Here is a 19,256-nt window from a genome sequence, read left to right as displayed (position 1 = left end):
CCTGAGACGATTCAGAAAATGATGACGAAAATGGGTTTAATGGGGTTCCGTTGGTCGCGTTTAGGAATGCTTGTCGAGTTGTTGACGTAAATAAGGAGTGTTGCTTAATAAATCGGTTTGTTCGAGGGTTTGTTGTTCTTGGGTGGCCATCCATTTAAGTTGCACTTCTTGCTTTTCGGCTTCTTGATCGCCTAAAATCAAACAAGCGATCGCCCCACTTTTATCCCCGCGAGCCATTTGTTTCTTCAACGCTGCACCACTCAGGTCAAGCTCTACAGAAAATCCACTTTCCCGCAACCCCTGAGCCAGTTTCAAGGATTGACGCTCGGCCAGTTCGCCCCTAGAAATGAGATAAAAATCTAGGGTAGATCCTGGAATCTGAGCCAGTTTTTCCACTAAGATCATTAACCGCTCTAATCCCATAGCCCAACCCACGGCTGGGGTTTCTTTGCCGCCTAATTCAGCCACTAATCCATCATAGCGTCCGCCCCCACAAACGGTGGCTTGGGCCCCTAAATCGGACGATTGAATTTCAAAAGCAGTATGGGTATAGTAATCCAGTCCTCTAACGAGACGAGGATTGATTTGATAGTCAATTCCTAAATCCGTCAGTAAAGTTTGCACCTGTTCAAAATGATGGCGGGAGAAGTCCCCCAAATAATCTAATAAACTGGGAGCATCTTGGACAATTTCTTGGGTGCGTTTGTCCTTGCTATCCAAAATCCGTAGGGGATTACGGGTTAAACGGTCTTGAGAGTCGGCATCTAACTCTTCTTGATAGGGAGTTAGATAATCAACCAGGGCTTGACGATAGTTTAAGCGGTCTTCCCGGTTCCCCACCGAATTAAGGTCTAACTTCAGGGATTTGAGTCCCAGGGATTTTAGGATTTGGGTAGCAATGGCGATCGCCTCAGCATCTGCCCTCGGATCGGCACTGCCAATTGCCTCCAAACCCAGTTGATGAAACTGTCTCTGTCGTCCCGCTTGGGGCCGTTCGTACCGGAACATGGGCCCCATGTACCAGAGACGCTGAAGGCCTTTGGCGCTGAGACTATGCTCAATATAGGATCTCACCACTCCCGCCGTATTTTCCGGTCTCAGGGTAAGGGAGCGATCGCCGCGATCGGTAAAAGTATACATCTCCTTTCCGACCACATCCGTCGCTTCCCCAATTCCCCTAGCAAACAGTTCTGTTTGCTCAAAAATCGGCGTGCGAATCTCCCGATAGCTGGCCTGAGACAGAATTCTCCGAGCAGTAGATTCGACCCACTGCCATCTGGCCACCTCATCCGGCAGAATGTCACGGGTTCCTCGTATACCTTGCAGTTGAGCCATTAGTTTTCGTCGATTGATTTCCAGACACCATAGCGATCGCTATAGTACGCCAAGATTTGATCGATACGGGCCAAATCTTCAGCCCCCAGAGAAGCTGGGTATTCGATCCACATGCCCCCAACCTGGCTTAAATAATAATTAAACTCCGAGCTAGAGCGGGGATATAGACCCGTATTCACACCATCAATTTGACGCAAATGGGTTGCCACTTCGCGGTATACCGCCAGAGGCAACTTGGGCCAACTAATGGTTCGCTTCCTCTGGTTTACAGGCGAAGCAACGGCAGAAGCAGATTGGGGTTTCATGGGTAAAGATGACATTTATTCGTCTTCGGGTTGTGTCGGGTTAGTGGGTAGGGTACAGCAATTGACCTCATCAATGCATACTTTACCCCATTTCATTGCCCATCGAACCAACTCCACCCGATTATCGGTATTCGTCTTTTTGAGAATATTGCTAATGTGATTGTCTACCGTGCGCTTACTGATTTCCAGCTTTTCGGCAATATCTTGGTTGGCTAAACCCATGGCCACCAATTCTACCACCTGGATTTCACGGTCTGAGAGAGACATGGACTTGATTGAATCGCTAACAGTCATAGTGATGATTGATCTCGACTAATGGAAAGCATATATCCTCTAGTATATCTACTTAACTTATAACTCAATGCTATCTCTGCAATTCTAATGCTGATTTCTGGTTAAGCCGATAAATTGTTCAGCACTCAGCCAGCAAGGAAAAAATCTCCATTAGTCCGATCGCTAGAACTGGCTGACGATCCCCGCTAGAGTCTAACTTCTACTGATGATAACGACCGGGAATAGTAGTACACTGAGGGTTCTAGGCTTACGGCAAAATTTTCTATGAATACAGCTCAGGTTCTGTGCTTAGGTGAACTTTTATTCGATTGTCTGGCTGACCAAGCTGGACTTCCCTACGATCAAGTTAAGTCTTGGACTCCCTATCCAGGCGGCGCTCCTGCTAATGTGGCCTGTAGATTAGCCAAGTTGGGGACTCCATCAGCTTTTATTGGCAGTGTCGGATCGGATGAGTTGGGAGATCGCCTGGTGAGATTTCTCCAAGAACAGCAGGTGGATATCCAAGGCATTCAACGACATCCCAGCGCTCCCACCCGACAGGTTTATGTGGTTCATTCCTACAGTGGCGATCGCTACTTTGCAGGCTTCGCCGATCTGCCAACCACTGACTTTGCGGATGCCTATCTTGACGGGAGTTTACTACCCATCGACTTATTCAGAGAAGCAGAATATTTAGTTTTGGGAACCCTAGAGTTAGCTTATCCCCAAACCCAGGACGCTATCCATAAAGCTTTAGAAATTGCGAATCAATATCACCTGAAACTGGTCGTCGATGTCAATTGGCGACCAGATTTTTGGCCCGATCCTGAGCTGGCCAAACCCTTAATCTATGATTTATTAGCCCAAGTCGATTTTGTCAAACTTGACGATCAAGAAGCCCAGTTTTTATTGCAAACCATCGATCCTCTGGCGATTCGAGACCGGTTTCCGGATTTAGAAGGAGTAGTGGTGACTGCGGGGGATCGACCCATCCAGTATGCCATCGGGCAAGGTGAAGGGACTTTACCGGCTTTTTCTGTAGCAGTAAAAGATACGACAGGAGCCGGGGATGGATTTGTGGCGGGTTTAGTTCATCAACTCAATCGCTACCGCATTTCTAGCCTAGAAGATCCTCAGAAGGTTAAGGAAATTGTTACCTATGCCGCAGCCGTGGGTGCATTAACCACCCTAGAATCGGGAGCTATGGCTGCTGGGCCGACGGCTGCACAGGTGGACACCTTTCTGCAAGAACAGGGAATTACTCTGTCCTATTTGTCTTGAGACTGGTCAAGCCGAATTTTAATCCCGGATTTGAGATATTCGGCGATCGCCTCCCCTAGCTTGTCCTCTGGGGTTTTCTTCTTCTGTGGTTTCTCGATTAAGGTCTCTTGTGTCCAGAGAACAACAATAATGGCAAAAATGGCGATCGGCAAAAACATGAGATTATCTCCTCGCGAGTTCAAAAAATCCCATCCTCACTGGGATGGGATTTCAGAGCATGAAATTAGGGTCTCTATAGGAATCTCGAAAAAAAGACGACGATTTTATGCAAAATCCCGGAAATCGTTACAAAACTTATAATGGATCGGGTAATCACCCCTCTTCCCCATTGCAATTCAGCCAAGAGGCTGTATTCTGAATGCATAGCAAGATTGGGAGTTCTAGTTATGAATCGCTGCCTGTGGATAAGCTACATCAGTATTTCTTTGTTCTGGACAGTAGGTTGTAATGCACCCAACACATCCCAAGAGGGTGCTGTCATTAACTCAGAAGTGGCGGTCAGTCCCTCCCCTTCTCCCCAGGCTATCCCCAAAAAAGACGAGAGCAAAATCTTAGCCCAAATTCCCCAATTAACTCCTTCAACCTCGGCTGAGGAACGGTTAGCCCAGCTTAAAGCCAGTCAGCGCGACCCCTTCAGCCCCCTAGAAACTAACCCGATTATCACTCCGGGCGAGATTAAGGTCACCCAAGCTCCATCGACTCCCCCCCCAGAAGTGACCGTCAAGCCTAATCCAGTTCCCCCCCCAGTGAAACCCTTGCCCGTTATCCCTCCACCTCCTCCAGTTCCAGCCCCTGTGCCCCAATTGCCCAGATTACAGCCCACGCCGATACAAGAGCTACCCCAAACGATTGAAGTGGCTCAAGTGCAGCCTGTACCTACCCCTAGCCCAGTGCAACCATCGGGAGCGGAAGCCGTAAAAGTGACTGGAGTGGCGGAACTCCCGGATGGGATGCGGGCGATTGTCAAAGCTCCGGATGAACCCACTTCTCGCTATGTGGTGGCGGGAGAATCCCTATCCAACGGTAGAATACGGGTAAAACGGATTGAAATTGCCTCTAGTGGTAGTCCGATTGTGGTCTTAGAAGAAAATGGTAAAGAATTTATCAAGACTGTGAGCGATCGTCCGTAATCCCCGACCTGAAAAGTTTTAAGCTTTAGGTTTTAATTTTTAATTTTTAATTTTTAATTTTTAATTGAATTGATAATGTATACTCGCTTTCTCGCCGTTGCTCTTCTGAGTCTCACCCCTACCCTAACCCTTAGCCTTCCCAGTGTTGCCAACCCAGTCATTGACCGCATTGCTTCAGAAATCACCCTGCGGATCGAAGGCCCCCAGGGGGGCAGTGGAGTTATTTTTGCTACAGAAAACCAAGTTTACTATGCGATCACCAATGCCCATGTGGTCGATCAACCTGGAGACTATACCCTGATCACCCCGGATGGCGATCGCTATCGCGTCAGTCCTTCCCATCGGTTGCGGATGCCAGGAGAAGATATTGCTGTGCTGGCCTTTCACAGTCCAAAAACCTATCGCACCGCCGATTTCGGCGACCCGCAAGCCGTGGAAGTGGGAAACTTAGCCTATGTAGCGGGTTGGCCCCAGTCTGGGGGATCGGTTCCGCAACGAATTTTTGTGAACACGGAAGGGGAATTTATTCAACTCCTTCAGGGAGTCGATCAACGGCAACTGCCCTTAAATTATACTAATGTGGTGCGTGTGGGCATGAGTGGCGGCCCCGTCTTAAATCAACGGGGGGAAGTCATCGGTATTAATCGCTTAGTTCAGTTAGTCGAAGATACGGATCGGATAGTTGCCGCCGGGATTAAAATCGATAAAATTTTAACCTGGTGGGAAAGCGCCCAAAAACCCACGCCAACGGCAGCAGATTCCAGAGCAGTGCTAAGTGAAACCCCCGCTCCGGCACTAGAAACGGTTACTGCGGGAGGGTATCAGTTAAGCCAAACTCTGCAACGGAAAGGAGGATTTTTAGGCGCAGTGGCCACAGGAGATACTATACTGATCACGGGTCATAGTGATGGGGCGATCCTTCTCTGGAATTTAGCCACTGGAGAAGCGATCAAAACTCTCACTGATCATCAGAAAGCGATCAATACTTTAGTCATCACTGCCGATGGTAAAACCCTCATTAGTGGCAGCGAAGACCGCACCATCAAGATCTGGAATTTGCCCTCTGGAGAACTCCAAAAAAACCTCACCGGTCATCGAGATGCCGTCTCTGCTTTAGCCATAACTCCCGACAGTCAAACCCTCGTCTCTGGAGGATGGGATCAACAAATTCTCATTTGGAATCTCAACACCTATGAAACACTAGAAACCCTTCCCGGTCATCAGGGTTTAATTAGCTCCTTAGCCATTTCTGCTGATGGCAAATGGTTGATCAGTGGCTCCCAAGATACTACCATTCGAGTTTGGGAATTAACCAGTTTTAAATTAATCAATATTCTCAAAGGTCATCGTTTATCCGTTCTCGATCTAGCCCTCAGTGCCGATAGTCAAACCCTAGCCAGTGCAGGGGGAGAAGGAGAAATAAACATCTGGAATTTAGCCACAGGGAAATTACAACGAACGCTCAAAGGTCACACCGATGGCGTTTGGTCTTTAGCACTAGAAAAAGATAATCAAACCTTGATTAGTGGCAGTTGGGATAAAACCATTCGCTTTTGGAATTTTCAAACCGGTCAGTTACAATCCACGGTCAAAAAACATTCAGATTATGTCATTTCTATCGGTTTGAGTGCTAACGATCGCAGGCTCATTTCTGGAGGATTAGATAATCAGATTTTAATTTGGCAACGCCAGCCAAATTAATCAAGGGCAAAAAACTAATTTTTAATTTTTAATTTTTAATTGATCTGATGTTTGATTTTTGGGTAAAAACCAGTGGAACCTGGATTAATGTAGCAACCGTATTAGTAGGAACCGGGTTAGGGTTGCTGCTGAAAAATCAACTCCCCCAGCGCATTCAAAACACCATTACTCAAGGGATGGGATTGATTACTCTATATCTGGGGATGAGCATGGCGAGTAATCTAACTCAAGCACAAGCCGGAAACACGGATGGGGTGGTGTTAGCGGTACTTAGTTTAACCTTGGGTGGGTTGTTGGGGGAATGGTGGCAACTCGAAGAGCGACTCAATGCCATTGGTTCTCAACTCAAGCTCTGGTTCCGGGGAGGGGGACAGTTTACGGAAGGGTTTGTTACCGCTAGTTTACTCTTTTGTGTGGGGCCTTTAACCTTGGTGGGTTCCCTCAATAATGGACTAACGGGTGATGACCGTTTGATTACTCTGAAAGCAATTATGGATGGCTTAGTGTCTATTGCGCTCACTGGCAGTTATGGTATTGGCGTGGGGTTTTCCATTCTCACTATTATTGTGGTTCAAGGGGGTATTTCTTTACTTGCAGGTAGCCTGACTCAAATTTTACCCGACCCGGCCAACGACCCGCGAATTTTCTTGGTGACTGGAGTGGGGGGAATTATCATGTTAGGCTTAGGCTTGAATTTGCTCAATATCGGCAAACTGCGGATTGCGTCATTTTTGCCTGCACTGGTGTTAGCACCATTGATTTATGCCATTGCTTCTTGGTTTACCCCCTAATCTAGATAATGCTATGCTTTGAAAGCCTCTTATAGGAAGGAGTTATTGATGAAAATTACCACCAGTACGGGATTAGTCGGTTTTTTATTAGCCTTATCCACCTTAAGTTCTTCCCCAGTTCAGGCAACGGGAAGTGTATCTGATTTTTCAAGTCAATCTTCTAATCTTGAACAACGGTTAAATCGCTTAACGGAAACTTTACAAAATCGCCAGCAACAGCTAGATTTAAATCCCCAATCTGCGGAAACTGAAAATAGCAAAGATATTGCCCAATTTCGCAATGTATTCCGCAATGGTGGAAACTTTAGAAACAGTGGCGGATGGCTCAATGGGGGCAGTTTCCGTAATGGGGGGGGATGGCGTAACGGATGGCGCGATGGGGGCGGTTTTGTTAACTTCCGCAATTGGTAATCTGCGATTGGTGGAAGGTGAGTATCCGGCTTGCTTTTGAACTCTAGCGAGCCGGATGCTCGCACTACTCGTATTATTTTTGCTGCTGCCTTTTATCTCTATGTTTAATTTATCGAACTTTGGCCCCTTAGATTTAGTCATTCTGCAAACGACCTCGTTTTGTAACCTCGATTGCGATTATTGTTATTTACCCGATCGCCATCTCAAAAATCAGTTTTCCCTCGATCTGATTGAACCGGTGTTTCGCCGCATCTTCGAGAGTCCGTTTGTGGGCGTTTGCTTTACAGTTTGTTGGCACGCCGGAGAACCCCTTGCTGTGCCGATTTCCTTCTATGAAACTGCCCTTGCTCAGATTGAAGAACTGGATAAAACCTTGAATAAAACCGGATGCGAAATTGGGCAATCGGTACAAACCAATGCTACCCTAATTACTCCCGCTTGGTGTGACCTATTTAAGCGTTATAACCTGCAAGTGGGCGTGAGCATTGATGGCCCCGATTTTATCCATGATGCCCATCGGAAAACTCGCACGGGACTGGGAACCCATCACAGCACCATGCGCGGAATTCGCCACCTGCAAGAACAGGATGTGCCGTTTAATATTATCACTGTAATTACCGAAGATTCCCTCGACTATGCCGATGAAATGTTTGCCTTTTTCATGGATCATGGTCTCACAGATGTGGGCTTTAATATCGAGGAATTAGAGGGGGTAAACCAGTCCTCATCTCTCGCCAATGCGGAGGCTAGAAAGCGCTACAAGGCATTTATTCAAAGATTTTGGGATTTGACGACTCAAAGCGGTGGAGCATTCAAACTGCGGGAATTTGAGCGGATTTGTAGTTTGATTTATAATGGCGATCGCATTCCCAGAAGTGGCTTAACCACTCCCTTTGTGATTCTCAATGTCGATCATCAGGGCAATTTTTCCACCTTTGACCCAGAATTGTTAGCCATTAACACCGCAGAATACGGGGATTTTATCCTCGGTAATGTCCTCACGGATAGTTTAGAATCGGTCTGTCAGAGCGAAAAGTTTCAGCGTATCTATGGCGATATCACGGCTGGGGTCGAACTTTGCCAACAAACTTGTCAATATTATGGCATTTGTGGCGGTGGTTCTGCCAGTAACAAATATTGGGAAAATGGAACCTTTCGCTCCTCACAAACCATGGCCTGTCAATATTATGAGCAAATGATGACCGATTTAGTCGTTGAACGTTTAGAAGAGACTTTAGGATTGACTCATGTCTGATTTTCATCCTGTATTGGCCGCCCATAGAGCCAACTGGCCCCTAACCCAAACCCATTTTTAATTTTTAATTGATATTAGGATTAACCCATGTCTGATTTTCATCCCGTATTTTGGCAAGTTCACAGTGACCTTCCCAGACAAGGCCCTGGTAATTTTGAAGCTACGAAACAGGCCTTTTCTCATGTGAAGGGTTTACCCGACTCTCCCCAAATTCTAGATGTTGGCTGCGGCCCGGGACAGCAGACTGTTGATTTAATGACCCTAAGCAATGGAAATATTACTGCGGTCGATTTCTATCAACCCTATCTCGATGAGCTGAAACAAAGATTTGAGGCTCAGGGATGGGCAGAGCGCCTAAAAGTTGTCTGTGCAGATATGGCCGACTTGCCGTTTGCAGCGCAGTCTTTCGATCTGATTTGGTCAGAAGGGGCAATTTATATTATGGGGTTCGATCGCGGATTAAACAAGTGGCGATCGCTCCTCAAACCCGGAGGATACATCGCAGTCAGCGAAATCAGTTGGTTAAAACCCAATCCTCCCGCACCCGTGCAGCAATTTTGGCAAGAAGGTTACCCCCCCATGAGAACTCTAGAGGAAAATCGGGCCGCCATGGAAACGGCTGGTTATACCCTGGTTAATACCTTTACCTTACCCGAAACTGCCTGGTGGACGGACTATTACACGCCCCTAGAAAACAAAATTAATCAGCTAAAAATTGAGTATCAAAATGACTCGGAAGCCTTACAAGTTTTAGAGAACGAACAGCAAGAAATCGATCTCTATCGTGATTACAGTCAATATTTTGGCTACGTTTTTTATATTGGACAATTGACAATTAAAAATTAACAATGATTGGATGAGCAGGATGGGTGAGATTCTTAAAATCATCTACTTTTAAGCCCCCCATCCCCCCATCCCCCACTCCCTACTGAAACGGTGAGAGCCATCCGCGCAAAAAGTAGTAAATGGTGGCTAAATATTCATTGGTCACTTTGGTACTTAAAACCAGAGCGTCTGCACTGGGAATAATATCTTCTAACGTGATATTTTTCCTAACACCTTGATCCTGAATCGTAATAAAATCGGTCGGGCTAGGAATCACTTCTATCTTCAATAGAGAAAAAGTTAATTCAGCGCGAGGCATCTGTAAGGCTGAGGTTACCAGAATAATCGGAGTTTTTTCTAACCCTTGAACTTCAAGAATTTTTTTCACCTGTAGGGCAGCACGATACATATTATCCCCTTGAGAAATGGGTTGGAGGTTAGAATTATGGACTCCAAAACGCTGGAGAACATTAACAATATCTTGGGCTTCGTTAGGGGGTTCGGTGCGAGTGAGACTTTGTACCCTAGACCTACCCGTGACCATGATTTGGGGGTCTTGATTTTGGGAAACGGAGGCCCAAAATATTTCCAGGGTATGAAAAATGAGATTACCGCGATCGCTCAATTGCACATAACGATGATTTTCAGTCGTCGCTGCTTCCGTTGTATCTTGACCTAATAAAACAATAATTCGTGCTTGTTCGAGCGAGGACACCGGACAAACCGCTTGACAGTTACTATACCGTTGTTGAGTAATTCTATTTGCTTCCGCTTCCGCCTGATGAGCCAATGTATAGGCAACCACCGGCAGACTAAAAAAGACCAAAATAGCAAACCCTGCCCAGATCAAAACTTTTCCCGGTTTAACTATTTCCTTGCCTTTAAAGTGCAACATCCCCGATAAAATCAGAGTAATGGAAAGTCCAACTGGGGTGAGGGGAAAAACCAACAACCGCCAAACTTCAGCCACCACCACCGTACCCGGATCGAAAAAGGTCAAGATAATCAGGGTGAAAATTAGAATTCCCCCCAACCAGGTATAATATTTCTTCGGAATCCATTGCAGGAGAATCGCGTAAGCAATGACTGCAATCAGCAGCCAGAGCAAAAGCCGAGTGAGTAGAGAAAAGATCATACTGCGGCCAGTCTGGGTTGATGACTCATAATGAATTGGTGTTCTATCACTATGTCCTATTGGCTGCTGTCCGGACAAGGAGTTGTTCTATTTTCCTTTTTCCTTGACAATCTTCCTATCTTTTGGGAGGAAAGCAATCACAAAGACACAGAGGACACAGAGAAATTGATGAAAAGGACTCCTAGACTAAAAAGACTGAGTGGCTTAACCCCGTTATTGGGCCGCAAAGCGTGAGAGAATAACAGGTTGAATGAGTGAGAGCAAGCTTTATGTCCCAACCCCTGACTGAGAATCGATATCCAGAAGTTTTATCTCTAGAGTGGTCTGTTGTGCCCCTTTCTGAGTCTACGGGGGATGGTCAACAGTATGATTTGTATTTGAGTATAACCTGCGGTCATCGGTGGGAACCGGTAGGGAATGGCCGGCTGCAATTTAGCTTAAAGGGGGGCGAATTGGGGCTGAGGTTGAAAGGAGGGTTTTGGTGTTCAGAAGGGAGCCAGGAGCCGGATTTGAGCAGTATGGGAGCGCAGGCGATCGCCTCTGGAACCCCAGAAAACCCGGTCTGGAGTTTAACGCCGCTCAAACCAGGGCAGGTATTGACCGGCTCTATGAAGGGATGCAAGTGGGGGTGCATTCAAGCGAGTTCTAGTCAGGGAGCGCTAGAAGCGACATTTTCCCTGAAGGCGACTGATGTGCAAATTACGGGGACAGAAGGATTATGGCCCCATCAAGTCACGCCGAATCAAGTGGCGATCGCCGAGCAAAAATTAGCCCTAATGCTGCTAGAATCATCACTACAACCCTACATCAGTCGCACCCTTTGGCACTCTCAAGGAGAAGCCCAGATACAACCGCCTTATCAACCCCAGTTCAATCAAACTCCAGCCTTAGAGCTGATTACCCAAATTACCACCGCCAACACGGACAACTTCCAAGAACTGGCCCAAATTGCGGGCTTAAACCTCTCTCAAGACTTAGCTGGAGCCAAGCTCTTAGGAACCAACTTAAATGGCTTAGACTTAAGCGAAGCTAACCTTCAGCGCGTCTATCTGCGCGGAGCAGAACTCTGTGATGTAGATTTCAGTGGGGCGAACCTGCAACAAGCTCACTTTGGCGGTGCAGACTTAAGTGGCGCTTATCTGAGCGATGCTAATTTAGAAGGAGCAAACTTCCACCGCGCCAGTTTAGCCCTGGCTAACCTCAGTGGAGCGAACTTAACGGGTGCAGACTTCACTGAAGCTAACCTCAGCAATGCTAACCTCAGCGATACCCAGTTAAAAGGCGCGAACTTTACTGGAGCTGACTTAAGCGGTGCGGGTATCATCCTTTCCGATATTACCGGCGTTATTCTCGATGGAGCCAAAGTGGTGCAAACCCGATTTAAGGATAATCCAGGATTAACCCCCTCTCTGCATGATGATCTGTTGCCAAGAGGCGCTATTTTTGAGGAAGAAGAAACGGAGTAAGGCAGAGGGAAAATACCTTAAAGCTAGATTGAGTCTGTTTTTCCCTCCTCCTACTTCCCTATCCCTTCAGGGTAATCAACTCCTGGGGAGTCACTGCCCCTTTTTCCGTAATAATAGCCGCGATCAACTCCGCCGGGGTAACATCAAAAGCCGGGTTATAATACTCCACCCCTTCCGGAGTAATGCGCGTTTCTCCCACTTGAGCGACTTCTGCACTATCGCGTTCTTCAATGGGAATTTCGCCCCCATGGGCTAATTTAAAATCTACCGTAGACAAAGGAGCTGCCACATAAAAGGGAATATTATGGGCTTTAGCCGCTAGGGCAACACTATAGGTTCCAATTTTATTCGCTGCATCCCCATTAGCGCTAATCCGATCTGCCCCTACTACTACCGCATGAATCATCCCTTGTTGCATACAATGGGCCGCCATATTATCCGTAATTACCGTAACCGGAATACCTTCTTGCACGCATTCCCAAGCCGTCAGTTTGGCCCCTTGTAACCGGGGACGGGTTTCATCCGCATAAACCCGGTTTAACCTTCCCTGTTCCCAAGCACTCCGGACTACCCCCAAAGCCGTGCCATATCCGGCAGTGGCTAAAGCACCAGCGTTGCAGTGAGTGAGCAGGTTTAGACGCTCCGGTGTTTCCGGTAGTACCTTAGCCCCATATTTTCCGATCGCCTGACAAGTTTGTAGATCTTCTGCTTGAATTTCTTGAGCAGTTTGTAATAATTTACCCTGAATCTGACCCACAGAAATAGATGGATCTCTTGCTGTTTCTAGCATCCGTTCAATAGCCCAAAACAAATTGACTGCTGTGGGTCGAGTTTGTCGCAGCATGTCAGCGATTGATTCAATCTGTGCCAGAAACTCCGTAAAATTTCCGGTTTCAATTTCTCTAGCTCCCAAGGCCATGCCATAGGCCGCAGAAACCCCGATAGCGGGCGCTCCCCGGACAATCATCGTTTTGATTGCCTGTGCCATCTCAGTAGAATTTTGAATAGCAATGGTTGTATATTCTCCCGGTAAGCGAGTTTGATCGATCAGAATCACGCACTGATTTTCTTTATCCCAGCGCACAGGATAAACCGGGTTATGATTAGGAACCATGGGAATTTTCTTCACAATTGACCCATTTATAATAACGCGATTTAATTATTTTTAATTTTTAATTAAAAAGGGCGAAGATGCCTCCGCCCTTAGAATCATGATTATGCTGATTGTGGGTTCGCTTATACCAAACGAGAGTAGTATTCCACCACCAGTAGTTCATTGACTTGTAGAGCCACCCATTCCCGTTGAATGATGCCATTGACTTTGGCGGTCATTTTGGCTTTGTCAAATTCCAAGTGGCTGGGAATATTGGATAAACCGGGATATTGCAGGTTCGCTTCTACCAGTTTGCGGGAGCAATCGCGGTTTCTGACCCCAATTTCTTCTCCCTGTCTACACTGATAACTGGCAACGGTTACCGTACGACCATTCACGGTTACATGGCCATGGTTTACCAACTGGCGAGCTGCGGGGATGGTGGGAGCCATACCCAAGCGAAATACCGTATTATCTAAGCGCATTTCCAGCAATTGCAGCAGCACTTGTCCGGTAGAACCAGTAATCCGGCGGGCTTTTTTCACGTAGCGTAGAAGCTGCTTTTCACTCAAACCATAGTTAAAGCGCAGCTTTTGTTTCTCCTCTAGACGGATAGCATACTCTGACTTCTTCTTCCGAGCCTGACCATGTTGACCAGGGGGGTATGCCCGTCGAGGAGATTTACGAGTCAAACCAGGTAAGTCCCCCAAGCGCCGGGTTACCCGTAAGCGCGGGCCTCGGTATCGTGACATCGAAATTTCCTCTATTTTTATTTTTTACACAGACTTTCTATTATACTTCTCTAACTCTTCTCTGTCAATACTTAGGGTTGTGGGGTGCATAAATAAACCTACTCATTCCTCATTACTTCAAAGACGGGAATGGGTAACTCTTTTCCATAGGTTTGTTCTAATTGTTCAACCTCTAAAGAGCGAATGAGATTCAGTTGTAGGTTCTCTGCGCTGAGGGTTTGGGCATAACTAGCGCTCAGATAGGGTAAATAGGAGTCATCATCAGATAAATAGACTTTAAAGAAGGCTAGACTTAGACTTTTCATGGCATTAATTCCCACGGTATTATCTCTCGGCGTTTCTTGTGCAGATTCTGGGGTAAAGGGATTATTATTTTCCGTGGGAGCGCTGACAGAAAAATGAGTTCCTGGAATCATCAAGGCTAAATATTTGTCTGGATGTTGTAGCCAGAAAAAGGGATAAACTTGTTCGGTCACAATGGGGGTAATGATATCGTGACTACTAGCCATGAGAAATGTGGGGACATCAATGTTACTTATTTTTTCTGGGCCAAAAATAACACTACTGAGAGGATAAACAGCGATCGCCGCTTGAACGCGAGGATCATGTAACTTTTCTTCGTCCGGCTCTAAATCATTGGCGCGACATTGCAAGAGTATCGATACATTTAATATCGGGTTGTCCAGGGTACATTTTTGGCGCAGGCGTTCTCGATTTAACTCTGCTCCAGCTAAGGATAAGGCTGTCGTTGCTCCCAAAGAGTGGCCTAAAATACCCACATTTTGTACATTAATTCCCTGGGCCCAATTGACTTCTTCAGCTTGTCGTTGTTCTAATTCATCTAACAATCGTTTAATATCATAGGGCCGCTTGATGAATTCCTGGGGATAAATCTCTTGATTCAACCATCCTTCTAAAAGAGCTTGACGATAGCCTAAATTAGAGCCAATATGTTCAGGAATAGCGACCGCAAACCCATAGGAAGCTAGATATTGAGCTAAGTCAACAAAATTGCTCCGAGTCGATCCAAACCCATGAGAAATGACAATTAAAGGAGCCGGTTGGCCTTGATTTTCTGGCAAGTAAAGATCGATCTCTGAATTTATCAATTCCCGTGTTTTGAGAGTTAAAGTCTGCTCGCGAACCCTCAAAGGGCCAGATTGCAAGATATCGGGTAGGGTATCGGGAATTGGATTGGCGATCGCCTCTAAAGTCGCTTGTTCGGTAATGGTTTTGACCACTGCCTCTCGATACTGAAAAAACATCACTATCAGTTTCTTTAATTCAAAAATTATACCGGTATTAATCCGTATGCCTTCACTCGGAAAATAACGCATAATATTGACCAAGGTTAATCCTTCTGGATCGTCTGCGGCTAAAATCAAGGCAGATCTGAGGGCATAAAACCCATTTTGACGCTTTTGAGTTTGTACCAAATATCCTAAGCGTTTTAAAACCTCTTCTCCTATGGCAGTATAGGTCATCTGAGAAACTGCAACCGCATTGAAACCAAACTTCTGTTGCAGTAACCCTTGTAACTCTTTGCGATCTTCGGGTTCTAGAAATTGGGCATAAAATTGAAAATCGGGGGTAATTTCTCCGGTTTTTGCAAATGTATCTAGGGCATCAACTGATAGGGTAAACTCTAAAGGGCCATAGGTAAAATAAATGTTTTCTGCACTTTTAGCTGGTTGGGTTGACCAGGGGAATAGGGTTAAACTGAATAAACAGAATCTATAAATACTTTTGATTAAGAGTGATTTGATCTTCATAGCTAATTCCTCAACACCTTCTCATAATAGGATAAATAGCTCTTTGCAGGGTGGAACTGGCGATCGCCGCGCCCAACTTTAGCAATCGGTTTTTTGGGCAAATGTGCCATGAAATCCCATAGGAATCACACTGGGTAATCCTAAGCGACAAAGGGGGGAATCACTGAGGTGATGAGCATCATAAATCCAGACTTCGCTGCTATGGCTAGAGGAATGGTAAACCACTGTTAGCACCCAACCGCGATCGCCGGTTTCTGGATCGGGCACATAGAGGGGTTCTGTTGAGTACGATCCGATACCTGGATCGCCAATCTCTAAGGTTTGGGTTGAATTGTCCCAACGGGCAATGACATTGAGCAAATCTGTACCTAATGGGGTTCCTGGACGGTGCATAGAGAGATAGGTATAGCGGGCGGGTTTTCCGACTTCTAGGGGGGAGACGATGGGAAATTCGCTATGCTGCTCGATGAGGGGATAATGGTCAATGAGTGCGCCAGTTTTGGGGTTCAGATGCAATCGCCACAATTGACTCAACGCTTCGGTGTGAGTTTTGCCACTGGGGACTTCTCGGAGAAATTCATGGGTTTGGAAGTCCTGATAGCGGGCAAAATCAATCACCAGGTTCCCCTGTTCATCCATAAACCCATTGCTAAAGTGCCACTGGAACCAGGGAGGGGCTTCTTGTTGCTGGATTAGGGAGAGGGTTTGGCGATCGAAGATGAGAATTTGCGTCCCTTTGTCGGGTTTCCATTGTAGAGCATCAGCAAAGCTGCTTGTACCGAGTAAAATCGGCAATAAATTTAACTCAATGGGGGGAATAAAAAAGACCAAATAGGGGCCCGCAAGCACAAAATCATGGACAATGGACATCCTCTTGAGGAGATGTTGGCCCATTTGAATGATTTTACCGGTGCGATCGCTTTTATATAAACCTAACTTCGGCTTGGCTCCCGGCATTATACCAAAGTTAAAAATTTCTCCCGTCTGAGCATCCACTTTCGGGTGAGCAGAATAGGCCATTCCTGACTGTAACTGGGATAGGTCATCTTTTCCTTGAGTCTCTAATGTTTCTAAGTCTAACCGATAGGGGCGATCGCCTTCCCACAAAGCTAACAGCTTATCCGGTAAAGCCAAAACCGACGTATTCGCCGAATGTTTCGGGGACTGTCCCCATCGCTTCCACAGGGGGCCAGGAGCTGTCATGCCATAATTAGGATACAAAAATCGATCCGCCTCAGCTTCTGCACAATAGCCTTGGGTTTGCACATAGCGATAAACCCCGGTTGCTCCCTCCTCCGTAAAATGAACCGCCAGAATTGCCCCATCCCCATCAAACCAATGACCGACACGCACGCCACCTCGTTCTAGTCTTCCAGGGCCATTTCGATACAGTGTGCCTCGTAAACCTTCGGGTATTGCTCCTTCGAGAATTTCTAGGTCAGTTGGGGGAAATTCGGTAGCTGGTTGAGCAAGGGCTTGACTCCAAGCTGGATCAGATTGAGTTGGGGAAGACATAGGGGATTAACCGTAACAATAACAACTATAACTGGGGTTCTTTAATTGACGATCGCCCCAAAATCCGCCAGTACCCGCGCATGATTGCGGAGAATTCCCAGTAAATTCAACCGGTTATTTTGTATTTTTGCATCTTCAGCCATCACCAGTACGCTATCTTCGCCATCGAAGAACCGACTCACCGTCGGCGCAATTTCCGCTAAAGCAGTGACCAAATCTTGATAGTTGCGGGTTTCTTGACAGCGTTGGGTTTGGGGAACAATTTTTACCATAGCATCGTAAAAGGCTTGTTCTGAAGCTTGTTCAAACAATTCTGGGTTTACCACTCCCACCGGATCGAGTTGTTGCTTATCCAAACTGCCCTTAGCCGCTAACCTTGTGGAACGGTTGACGGTGGCGAAAATGTCGTCTAACTGGCCAGATGTGCGGATTTCTTGCAAAAATAGGGCGCGTTTGTGCAAGTCTAGCAGATCAGCTAAGGAGCGACTGGCGTATTCTGGGTCATCTTCCCCTAAAACCGCATTGACAAGATCGTAATCAATGGCTTTGTCTTCCTGGAGTTGGGTACGGATGCGTTGCAGGAAAAAGTCTTCTAGGGTGGGGACTAAATCGGGAAGATCCCTATTGGGCCAGCAGGAGGTTACACTATCAACCAAGAGTTGATGGAGATCTAGGGGTAAGTTGGCATCCCAGGTAATACTAATGATGGCATTGGCAGCGCGTCTGAGGGCAAAGGGATCGGAGGAACCGGTGGGAATCATGGCTAAACTAAAGATACTGATCAGTGTATCTAGGCGATCGCCCATGCCCACGATTTGACCGACTAGGGTTTGGGGTAAACTATCCCCAGCTCCTTTGGGTAGATAATGCTCTATAATCCCCGTAGCGACGGCTTCCGGTTCTCCACTGCAAAGGGCGTATTTTTCTCCCATCACTCCCTGCAACTCTGGGAATTCGTACACCATTTGGGTGACTAAATCGGCTTTACATAATAGGGCGGTGCGATCGCATAATTGCCTATTTTCACTGCTTAACTGGAGTTGCTCGGCCAAAACCTTAACACAAGTCCGAATGCGTTCGACTTTATCACGAATAGAGCCTAATTTTTCCTGAAAAGTAACCGTTTCTAACTTATCCAGATAACTCTCTAGGGGTTTAGCTAAATCGGCTTGATAGAAAAACCGACCATCAGCGAGTCTAGCGCGAATCACCCGCCCATTTCCCTGGGCAATCCGATCGGATTTGGCGGGGTCACCATTAGAAATGGTAATAAAATAGGGCAATAATTCTACTGAGTCTTGGGATTTAAATACGGGAAAATAGCGTTGGTGGGACTCCATCACCATGGTGCTAACTTCTGTAGGCAGTTGAAGAAAGTCATCATCAAACTTGCCAATGACTGCGGTTGGGTATTCGACTAGGTTGGTTACTTCTGCCAGTAAATCGGGAGAAATGGGTGCATATCCCCCTAATTTTTCCGCACAGGCTTGTACTTGAGTTTTGATCGTTTCTTCGCGTTTTTGGGGGTCAACTTGAATAAAAATTGACTCCATGGCTAGTAGATAGTCGGATGCTTGATTAAGGCTGACTGGTTGGGGATGGAGGACGCGATGACCGTAGGAGAGGCGATCGCCGACAATTTGGGTTGAGCCATTTTCGAGTACAATCGGCAGTACCTGCTCATCCAATAGGGCTACTAACCAACGAATGGGACGAGGAAAGCGCAACTGACCATCTCCCCACCGCATAAATCGTTTTCCCTCTAACCCAGAAATCCATTGGGGAACCCATGCTGCGAAAAGTTCAGAAAGCAAGCGTCCGGGAATTTGTTGGCGAACAAAGACAAAATCGCCCTTTTCCGTGGGTCGAATCTCGAAATCTTCTATATTTACCCCTTGTTTTTTAGCAAATCCTTCTGCTGCTTGTGTGGGTTTGCCATCTTTAAATGCTGCTTTTGCGGGGGGGCCTTTGACTTCTTCTTCTCGGTCAGGTTGTTGCAGAGGCAATCCATCAATGAGTGCAGAGAGACGACGGGGAGTACCATAGACTTCGATACTCTTGGGGGTGAGGAGTTCGTCTGCTAAATTTTGGGTGATGAGCGATCGCCACTGGTCGATAGCACTGGTGATAAAATCAGCAGGGAGTTCTTCTGTACCCACTTCTAAGAGGAATGTAGACATATTGCCGGATGTTTCGAGAGCGATAATGATGGCTAT

18 protein-coding genes are annotated in these 19,256 nt (G+C 46.6%); 8 read left to right on the top strand and 10 right to left on the bottom strand.

Features of this window, described 5'->3' with window-relative positions; genetic code table 11:
- Nucleotides 1–60: 60 nt before the first annotated feature.
- The 3 genes from hisS to pedR are packed head-to-tail and all read right to left on the bottom strand — an operon-like array spanning nt 61 to nt 1,934.
- Nucleotides 61–1,335 (bottom strand): histidine--tRNA ligase, encoded by a 1,275-nt coding sequence (hisS, locus tag AC3FZD_RS00820; protein ID WP_488738306.1) that lies wholly within the window; start codon nt 1,333–1,335, stop codon nt 61–63.
- Nucleotides 1,335–1,655 carry a hypothetical protein gene (locus tag AC3FZD_RS00815; RefSeq protein ID WP_488738305.1) on the bottom strand — a complete coding sequence of 107 codons (321 nt, stop codon included), beginning with the start codon at nt 1,653–1,655 and terminating at the stop codon, nt 1,335–1,337. The genes hisS and AC3FZD_RS00815 overlap by 1 nt, the downstream gene beginning before the upstream one ends.
- Nucleotides 1,656–1,934 carry a photosynthetic electron transport-dependent transcriptional regulator PedR gene (gene pedR, locus AC3FZD_RS00810; protein ID WP_488738304.1) on the bottom strand — a complete coding sequence of 93 codons (279 nt, stop codon included), beginning with the start codon at nt 1,932–1,934 and terminating at the stop codon, nt 1,656–1,658.
- A gap of 264 nt (nt 1,935–2,198) precedes the next feature.
- Here pedR and AC3FZD_RS00805 point away from each other — a divergent pair, with 264 nt between their 5' ends.
- Nucleotides 2,199–3,194: a carbohydrate kinase family protein gene (locus AC3FZD_RS00805; protein ID WP_488738303.1), complete on the top strand. Its 996-nt coding sequence runs from the start codon at nt 2,199–2,201 to the stop codon at nt 3,192–3,194.
- Here AC3FZD_RS00805 and AC3FZD_RS00800 read toward each other — a convergent pair.
- On the bottom strand, nt 3,182–3,352 hold the full coding sequence (locus AC3FZD_RS00800; RefSeq protein ID WP_488738302.1) for a hypothetical protein: 171 nt from the start codon (nt 3,350–3,352) through the stop codon (nt 3,182–3,184). The two genes, AC3FZD_RS00805 and AC3FZD_RS00800, sit on opposite strands and share 13 nt — an antisense overlap.
- 228 nt (nt 3,353–3,580) lie before the next feature.
- Between AC3FZD_RS00800 and AC3FZD_RS00795 the strand changes: the two genes are divergently transcribed.
- The 6 genes from AC3FZD_RS00795 (at nt 3,581) to AC3FZD_RS00770 (ending at nt 9,328) form a co-directional block, all read left to right on the top strand.
- Nucleotides 3,581–4,324 carry a hypothetical protein gene (locus AC3FZD_RS00795; RefSeq protein WP_488738301.1) on the top strand — a complete coding sequence of 248 codons (744 nt, stop codon included), beginning with the start codon at nt 3,581–3,583 and terminating at the stop codon, nt 4,322–4,324.
- Nucleotides 4,325–4,399: 75 nt separating this feature from the next.
- Entirely contained in the window at nt 4,400–6,025 is a 1,626-nt protein-coding gene (locus AC3FZD_RS00790; protein WP_488738300.1) for a trypsin-like peptidase domain-containing protein, read from the top strand.
- Between the two features lie 47 nt (nt 6,026–6,072).
- Nucleotides 6,073–6,816: a DUF554 domain-containing protein gene (locus AC3FZD_RS00785; protein WP_488738299.1), complete on the top strand. Its 744-nt coding sequence runs from the start codon at nt 6,073–6,075 to the stop codon at nt 6,814–6,816.
- Nucleotides 6,817–6,864: 48 nt separating this feature from the next.
- Nucleotides 6,865–7,227 (top strand): GrrA/OscA1 family cyclophane-containing rSAM-modified RiPP, encoded by a 363-nt coding sequence (grrA, locus tag AC3FZD_RS00780; protein ID WP_488738298.1) that lies wholly within the window; start codon nt 6,865–6,867, stop codon nt 7,225–7,227.
- Between the two features lie 55 nt (nt 7,228–7,282).
- Nucleotides 7,283–8,482: a cyclophane-forming radical SAM/SPASM peptide maturase GrrM/OscB gene (gene grrM, locus AC3FZD_RS00775; RefSeq protein WP_488738297.1), complete on the top strand. Its 1,200-nt coding sequence runs from the start codon at nt 7,283–7,285 to the stop codon at nt 8,480–8,482.
- Between the two features lie 87 nt (nt 8,483–8,569).
- Nucleotides 8,570–9,328: a class I SAM-dependent methyltransferase gene (locus AC3FZD_RS00770; protein WP_488738296.1), complete on the top strand. Its 759-nt coding sequence runs from the start codon at nt 8,570–8,572 to the stop codon at nt 9,326–9,328.
- A 79-nt stretch (nt 9,329–9,407) separates the two neighbouring features.
- On the opposite strand, the gene AC3FZD_RS00765 is transcribed toward AC3FZD_RS00770, so the two are convergent.
- A complete protein-coding gene (locus AC3FZD_RS00765; RefSeq protein ID WP_488738295.1) occupies nt 9,408–10,442 on the bottom strand; it encodes a YdcF family protein in 1,035 nt (344 codons plus the stop codon).
- 269 nt (nt 10,443–10,711) lie between these two features.
- On the opposite strand from AC3FZD_RS00765, the gene AC3FZD_RS00760 reads away from it, so the two are divergent.
- Nucleotides 10,712–11,908 carry a pentapeptide repeat-containing protein gene (locus AC3FZD_RS00760; protein ID WP_488738294.1) on the top strand — a complete coding sequence of 399 codons (1,197 nt, stop codon included), beginning with the start codon at nt 10,712–10,714 and terminating at the stop codon, nt 11,906–11,908.
- Between the two features lie 58 nt (nt 11,909–11,966).
- Here the strand turns inward: AC3FZD_RS00760 and mtnA are convergent, their stop codons facing one another.
- The 5 genes from mtnA to glyS form a co-directional block, all read right to left on the bottom strand.
- The gene (gene mtnA, locus AC3FZD_RS00755; protein ID WP_488738293.1) at nt 11,967–13,022 is read right to left on the bottom strand and encodes an S-methyl-5-thioribose-1-phosphate isomerase; all 1,056 of its coding nucleotides are present in this window, start codon (nt 13,020–13,022) and stop codon (nt 11,967–11,969) included.
- Between the two features lie 122 nt (nt 13,023–13,144).
- Nucleotides 13,145–13,753, bottom strand: a complete 609-nt coding sequence (rpsD, locus tag AC3FZD_RS00750; RefSeq protein ID WP_488738292.1) for a 30S ribosomal protein S4 — start codon at nt 13,751–13,753, stop codon at nt 13,145–13,147.
- 98 nt (nt 13,754–13,851) lie between these two features.
- Nucleotides 13,852–15,525: an alpha/beta hydrolase gene (locus tag AC3FZD_RS00745; RefSeq protein WP_488738291.1), complete on the bottom strand. Its 1,674-nt coding sequence runs from the start codon at nt 15,523–15,525 to the stop codon at nt 13,852–13,854.
- Between the two features lie 78 nt (nt 15,526–15,603).
- On the bottom strand, nt 15,604–17,040 hold the full coding sequence (locus AC3FZD_RS00740) for a carotenoid oxygenase family protein (protein ID WP_488738290.1): 1,437 nt from the start codon (nt 17,038–17,040) through the stop codon (nt 15,604–15,606).
- Between the two features lie 41 nt (nt 17,041–17,081).
- Entirely contained in the window at nt 17,082–19,220 is a 2,139-nt protein-coding gene (glyS, locus tag AC3FZD_RS00735; protein ID WP_488740420.1) for a glycine--tRNA ligase subunit beta, read from the bottom strand.
- Nucleotides 19,221–19,256: the final 36 nt, after the last annotated feature.

Source organism: Roseofilum sp. KMC-1, assembly GCF_057802075.1.
Note: the sequence above shows the minus strand (reverse complement) of the source record. Positions and strands in the feature narration are given on the sequence as shown.

What these genes read in the sequence shown, in the direction of transcription:
- AC3FZD_RS00795 (WP_488738301.1), top strand. Translation starts at nt 3,581, where the DNA reads ATGAATCGCTGCCTGTGGATAAGCTACATCAGTATTTCTTTGTTCTGG.
- pedR (WP_488738304.1), bottom strand. Translation starts at nt 1,934, where the DNA reads ATGACTGTTAGCGATTCAATCAAGTCCATGTCTCTCTCAGACCGTGAA.
- grrM (WP_488738297.1), top strand. Translation starts at nt 7,283, where the DNA reads ATGCTCGCACTACTCGTATTATTTTTGCTGCTGCCTTTTATCTCTATG.
- glyS (WP_488740420.1), bottom strand. Translation starts at nt 19,220, where the DNA reads ATGTCTACATTCCTCTTAGAAGTGGGTACAGAAGAACTCCCTGCTGAT.
- AC3FZD_RS00770 (WP_488738296.1), top strand. Translation starts at nt 8,570, where the DNA reads ATGTCTGATTTTCATCCCGTATTTTGGCAAGTTCACAGTGACCTTCCC.
- hisS (WP_488738306.1), bottom strand. Translation starts at nt 1,335, where the DNA reads ATGGCTCAACTGCAAGGTATACGAGGAACCCGTGACATTCTGCCGGAT.
- AC3FZD_RS00805 (WP_488738303.1), top strand. Translation starts at nt 2,199, where the DNA reads ATGAATACAGCTCAGGTTCTGTGCTTAGGTGAACTTTTATTCGATTGT.
- mtnA (WP_488738293.1), bottom strand. Translation starts at nt 13,022, where the DNA reads ATGGTTCCTAATCATAACCCGGTTTATCCTGTGCGCTGGGATAAAGAA.
- AC3FZD_RS00790 (WP_488738300.1), top strand. Translation starts at nt 4,400, where the DNA reads ATGTATACTCGCTTTCTCGCCGTTGCTCTTCTGAGTCTCACCCCTACC.
- AC3FZD_RS00760 (WP_488738294.1), top strand. Translation starts at nt 10,712, where the DNA reads ATGTCCCAACCCCTGACTGAGAATCGATATCCAGAAGTTTTATCTCTA.
- AC3FZD_RS00815 (WP_488738305.1), bottom strand. Translation starts at nt 1,655, where the DNA reads ATGTCATCTTTACCCATGAAACCCCAATCTGCTTCTGCCGTTGCTTCG.
- AC3FZD_RS00800 (WP_488738302.1), bottom strand. Translation starts at nt 3,352, where the DNA reads ATGTTTTTGCCGATCGCCATTTTTGCCATTATTGTTGTTCTCTGGACA.
- AC3FZD_RS00785 (WP_488738299.1), top strand. Translation starts at nt 6,073, where the DNA reads ATGTTTGATTTTTGGGTAAAAACCAGTGGAACCTGGATTAATGTAGCA.
- AC3FZD_RS00740 (WP_488738290.1), bottom strand. Translation starts at nt 17,040, where the DNA reads ATGTCTTCCCCAACTCAATCTGATCCAGCTTGGAGTCAAGCCCTTGCT.
- AC3FZD_RS00765 (WP_488738295.1), bottom strand. Translation starts at nt 10,442, where the DNA reads ATGATCTTTTCTCTACTCACTCGGCTTTTGCTCTGGCTGCTGATTGCA.
- AC3FZD_RS00745 (WP_488738291.1), bottom strand. Translation starts at nt 15,525, where the DNA reads ATGAAGATCAAATCACTCTTAATCAAAAGTATTTATAGATTCTGTTTA.
- rpsD (WP_488738292.1), bottom strand. Translation starts at nt 13,753, where the DNA reads ATGTCACGATACCGAGGCCCGCGCTTACGGGTAACCCGGCGCTTGGGG.
- grrA (WP_488738298.1), top strand. Translation starts at nt 6,865, where the DNA reads ATGAAAATTACCACCAGTACGGGATTAGTCGGTTTTTTATTAGCCTTA.